Origin of the sequence: Jatrophihabitans sp. (genome assembly GCF_036388195.1) — a bacterium.
Lineage (GTDB): Bacteria > Actinomycetota > Actinomycetes > Mycobacteriales > Jatrophihabitantaceae > Jatrophihabitans_A.
The window spans coordinates 1-4,609 of sequence record NZ_DASVSG010000083.1; the positions used below are offsets into that span (position 1 = coordinate 1).

Annotated in this window: 5 protein-coding genes; all 5 read right to left on the bottom strand. The window is 71.6% G+C overall.

The window, feature by feature from the left end:
- Positions 1-856 (bottom strand): cytochrome P450 (locus tag VF612_RS08645; RefSeq protein ID WP_408659450.1); only part of this gene is annotated, 856 nt, incomplete at its 3' end.
- Between the two features lie 4 nt (positions 857-860).
- Complete coding sequence (locus tag VF612_RS08650; protein WP_408659451.1) at positions 861-1,295, bottom strand: cytidine deaminase; 435 nt, start codon at positions 1,293-1,295, stop codon at positions 861-863.
- Positions 1,292-2,548: an ABC transporter permease gene (locus VF612_RS08655; RefSeq protein ID WP_408659452.1), complete on the bottom strand. Its 1,257-nt coding sequence runs from the start codon at positions 2,546-2,548 to the stop codon at positions 1,292-1,294. Before VF612_RS08655 ends, VF612_RS08650 begins: the two co-directional genes overlap by 4 nt.
- On the bottom strand, positions 2,545-3,702 hold the full coding sequence (locus tag VF612_RS08660; protein WP_408659453.1) for an ABC transporter permease: 1,158 nt from the start codon (positions 3,700-3,702) through the stop codon (positions 2,545-2,547). The genes VF612_RS08655 and VF612_RS08660 overlap by 4 nt, the downstream gene beginning before the upstream one ends.
- Positions 3,699-4,609: ATP-binding cassette domain-containing protein (locus VF612_RS08665; RefSeq protein ID WP_408659454.1), on the bottom strand; the 911-nt coding region annotated here is incomplete at its 5' end. The genes VF612_RS08660 and VF612_RS08665, both read right to left, overlap by 4 nt.

Sequence of the window (4,609 nt, forward strand, 5' to 3'; positions counted from 1 at the left end):
CCACTCCCCTGTCCACCAGCGACTGGCCGGCGGCCTCGGCGGCCAGCAGCCGCTGCCACTGATCAGGATGGCTGAACAGCGCCAGCACCCCGTTGCCCACCACGTTCACGCTCGCCTCGTGCCCGGCGTTGAGCAGCAGCGTGCAGGTGGTGACCAGCTCGTCCTCGGTCAGCCGGGCGCCGTCGGAGTCGGTCTCGGCGATCAGCGAGCTGATCAGATCGGCCTCCGGCCGGCGCCGACGCTGGCGCGCCAGCTCGCGCAGGTAGTCGACGAACTCGCCTGCCGCGGCCTCGGCGGCATCGCGCTGCGCGGGGCTGACCTGGTACTCATACATCTTCACGATCGCGTTGGACCACGGCCGCAGCTGCGACCGGCCGGACTCCGGGATGCCCAGCAGCTCGGCGATCACCTGCACCGGCAGCGGCTCGGCGAAGCCCGCGATCAGGTCCACGGCTCCGCCGTCGCGGCCGGCCTCGGCGAGCGCGCCGGCCAGCCCGTCGGCCAGCTCCGCGACCCTCGGACGCAACCGCTCGACATGGCCCCGGGCGAAGGCGGCCGCGACCAGCCTGCGGAGCCGGGTGTGCGCCGGCGGCTCGTTCTCCAGCATCGAGTTGCGGTGGATCAGCTCGAAACCGGGCATCGGCTGCTCCGGCCAGCGGGGCGTCCAGATCCGCCCCAGACCGCGGCTGCGCAGCACCGCGTTCGCCTCGGCATGGCCGAAGGCCAGCCACATGCCGGTGCCCTCATGCCACTGGACGCGGGCCTGGCTCCGGGCCTCGGCGAAGCGCGGGTACGGATCGTCGATGACCTCGGCGGAGCTGAACGACAGCCGGCTGATCACTGCATTGCTGGTCATCGGGTCAGGCCGGCGGGGCTTCGCTCGCCTTGTTCGCCATGGCGGCCAGATCCTGCGGGCCGAAAGCCTCCGGCAGCAGGTCTGCCACGGTGATCGGCCCACCAGCGGCGGCGACCAGCATCTGCGGGCCGCCGTGCTCGAACAGCAGCTGCCGGCACCGTCCGCACGGCATCAGCGGGGCGCCCTCGCCGTCGACGCACACCATCGCGACGAGCCGCCCGCCACCGGTGGCGGCCAGCGCCGACACCAGCCCGCACTCGGCGCACAGGCCCAGCCCGTACGAGGCATTCTCGACATTGCAGCCGGTCACCACCCGGCCGTCGTCGACCACCGCCGCGGCCCCGACCGGATACTTCGAGTACGGCGCGTACGCCCGGGCCATCGCGGCCACCGCCTCGCGGCGCAGCAGGTCCCAGTCCACCTCCGGTCCTGTGGTCATGTCTCCTCGCCCCTGCGATAGATCCGGCCGTCGGCCTTGGGCATCCGCAATCGCTGGGATGCCAGCGCCAGCACCAGGATGGTCACCACGTACGGAGTGCTGCCGACCAGCTCCTCGGGCACCTGCTCGGTCCGCAGGAACCACAGCACCGCCAGCGCCGCGATCACCACGGCCACCACCGCGATCACCCGCTGGCCGGTGCGCCACTGCCAGATCGCCACCAGCCCCAGCGCGATCGCGGTCAGCAGCAACAGCGGGTGCACCGCGGAGGAGCTGCGCAGCTGGATGGCGTCGGTGTAGCCGAACAGGCCGGCGCCACCCGCCAGCGCGCCCGGGCGCCAGTTGCCGAAGATCAGCGCGGCCAACCCGATGAACCCGCGACCATTCGTCTGCCCGTCCCGGAACTGGTGCGCCGAGATGGCCAGCGCCGCACCGCCCATGCCGGCCAGCGCACCGGACATCACCACCGCGATGTACTTGTACTTGTAGACGTTGACGCCGAGGGACTCCGCTGCGTACGGCGCCTCGCCGCAGGAGCGCAGCCGCAACCCGAAGGCGGTCCGCCACAGGATCCACGCCGTGGCGGCGACCACCACCAGCGCCAGCACCGTGACCAGCGACAGCCGGGTGACCAGCCCGCCGAGCACGCCGGCCAGGTCCGACACCGCGAACCAGTGCTTGGCCTCGATCGTGCGCAGCCAGGCCGCGAAGGGCAGCGTGACCGAGCCCGCGTCATCGATCGGCGGGGACTGCTTCTGGCCGCCACCCGGGTAGTGGGCGAAGGTGACCTTGGTCAGGTAGAGGGTTATCCCCGGCGCGATGATGTTGATCGCGACGCCGGAGATGATGTGGTCGACCCCGAAGGTCACGGTGGCCACCGCGTGCACCAGGCCGCCGATCGCGCCGAGCAGGGTGCCGAACACCAGCCCGGCCCACGGACCGTGTTCCCAGCCGAGGTATGCGCACCCCCAGGTGCCCAGGATCATCATGCCTTCTAGGCCGATGTTCACCACCCCGGCGCGCTCGGCCCAGAGCCCTCCCAGCCCCGCCAGCCCGATCGGCACCGCCGCCGACAGGCCCGCGGCGATCGTGCCGCTGCTGGTCAGGTCAGTGCCGCCGGTCAAGGCGCGGACCGCCGACAGCACCAGGAAGGCGCCGAGGGCGAAGGTGATCAGCAGCGGCGGCGAGAGCCGGGATCCCGGCCGCCGTCCCTGGACGTCCGGGCGGGCGGTGACGGCGGTGGCGGTGCTCATGCGGTCACCGCCTGGCTGGCCGGGGTGGCTGCCAGCTGGGCGGCCACGTCCTTCTGTTGCAACACCAGGCGATACCGGCGGACCAGCTCGTAGGCGATCACCACCGACAGCAGGATCACCCCCTGCATGATCGCCGCGATCTCGCGCGGCACCCCGATGAAGTCCAGCTGGTTGGCCGACTTGCCGAGGAAGGACCACAGCACCGCGGCCAGCGCCATGCCGATCGGCGAGTTGCGGCCGAGCAGCGCGATGGCGATGCCGGCGAAACCCAGCCCGGACTGCGCCGTCTGGCTGAAGGTATGGGTCTGGCCCAGCAATTCCGGCAGCCCCACCAGGCCGGCGACGCCTCCGGACATCAGCATCGCCACCAGGGTCATCCGCTTGACGTTGATGCCGCTGGCCACCGCCGCCTGCTCGTTCATGCCGGTCGCCTTGATCCGGAAGCCGAACCGGGTCCGGCCGGCGATGAACCAGTACGCGATCCCGACCGCGATGGCCACGAACAGGAACCCGAAGATCTTGGCCTGGGTGCCGGCGTAGCTCAGCCCGGCCACCTGGCCCGACGTCCCGATGGGCTTGGTCTGGATGTTGTTGCCGCTGGACTGTCCGAGTTTGTGCAGCAGGTAGGAGCCCAGTCCCACCGCGATGGCGTTCAGCATGATGGTCGAGATCACCTCGCTGACCCCGCGGGTCACCTTCAGCACGCCGGCGATGCCCGCCCAGGCGGCGCCGATCAGCATCGCCACCAGCACCTCGACCACCACGTGGAACGGCCCGCCGCCGGCCATCTGGCCGCCGACGTAGGCCGCTCCGAACGCCGCCAGGCTGTACTGGCCTTCGACGCCGATGTTGAACAGGTTCATCCGGAACCCGATCGAGACCGCCACCGCGGACAGGTAATAGACCATCGCCTGGTTCACCATGTCCACGAACGAGGTGGGACGCTCCGCCTGCTTCAACATGGTGGAGAACACCGTCGACGGGTTGTGCCCGCCCAGGCTCAGGATCACCGTGCTCGCCAGCAGCGCGAACAGCACCGCCCCGACCGGGGCTGCCAATCCGAGCAGCACCGAGCGCAGCGGGTAACGCTGGCGCAGCCGGCCGGCGAGGCTGACCGAGCCGGCCGAGCCGGCCGAGCCGGCCGCGGCGCTCACGCGGCGCCCGTGGTGGCGCCGGCGCCGGTCATCGCCGCGCCCAGCTCCTCGGCGGTGACGGTTGCCGGATCCGCCTCGGCAACGAACGCGCCGCGCAGGATCACTTGGATCGAGTCGGACAAGCCGATCAGCTCCTCCAGGTCTGCCGAGATGAGCAGGACGGCCAGCCCCGCCGCGCGGGCCCGCCGGACGTGTTCCCAGATGGCGGCCTGCGCGCCGACGTCCACGCCGCGGGTGGGCTGGGACGCGATCAGCAGCATCGGGTTGCCGGACAGCTCGCGTCCCACGATCAGCTTCTGCTGGTTGCCACCGGACAGCGCCAGGGCCGGGACGTCGATGCCGGGCGTCCGGACGTCGAACTCGTCCACGATCCGCTCGGTGTCCCGGCGGGCTCCGGCCCGATCGATCAGCGGGCCCTTGACGTTGGGCGCCGATTCGGAGTGCCCGAGCACCCGGTTCTCCCAGAGCGAGGCCTCCAGCAGCAGCCCCTGCCGCTGGCGATCCTCGGGGATGTAGGCGACGCCGGCCACCCGCCGATTGCGGGTCGACGCGGTGGTGATGTCCTGGCCGGCCAGCGTGATCGTCCCCGCGGTGATCGGCCGGATGCCCATCAGCGCCTCGACCAGCTCGCTCTGGCCGTTGCCCTCCACGCCGGCGATTCCGTAGATCTCACCGGCGTGGATGTCGAAGGAGATGTCGTTGAGCAACCGGCGGCCGCCGTCCCCGGCGACCGTGAGGCCCCGGACCGACAGCACCGTGCGGTCGGAGACGGTGTCCGAGCGGGTCTCCGGGCTCGGCAGCTCCGAGCCGACCATCAGCTCGGCCAGCTGCCGGGGGGTGGTGGAGCGCGGGTTGGCGGTGCCGACCGTGCGTCCCCGCCGGATCACGGTGATGTCGTCGGCGACCG

Coding starts and splice junctions, on each gene's coding strand:
- VF612_RS08655 (WP_408659452.1), bottom strand. CDS start 2,548: ATGAGCACCGCCACCGCCGTCACCGCCCGCCCGGACGTCCAGGGACGG.
- VF612_RS08650 (WP_408659451.1), bottom strand. CDS start 1,295: ATGACCACAGGACCGGAGGTGGACTGGGACCTGCTGCGCCGCGAGGCG.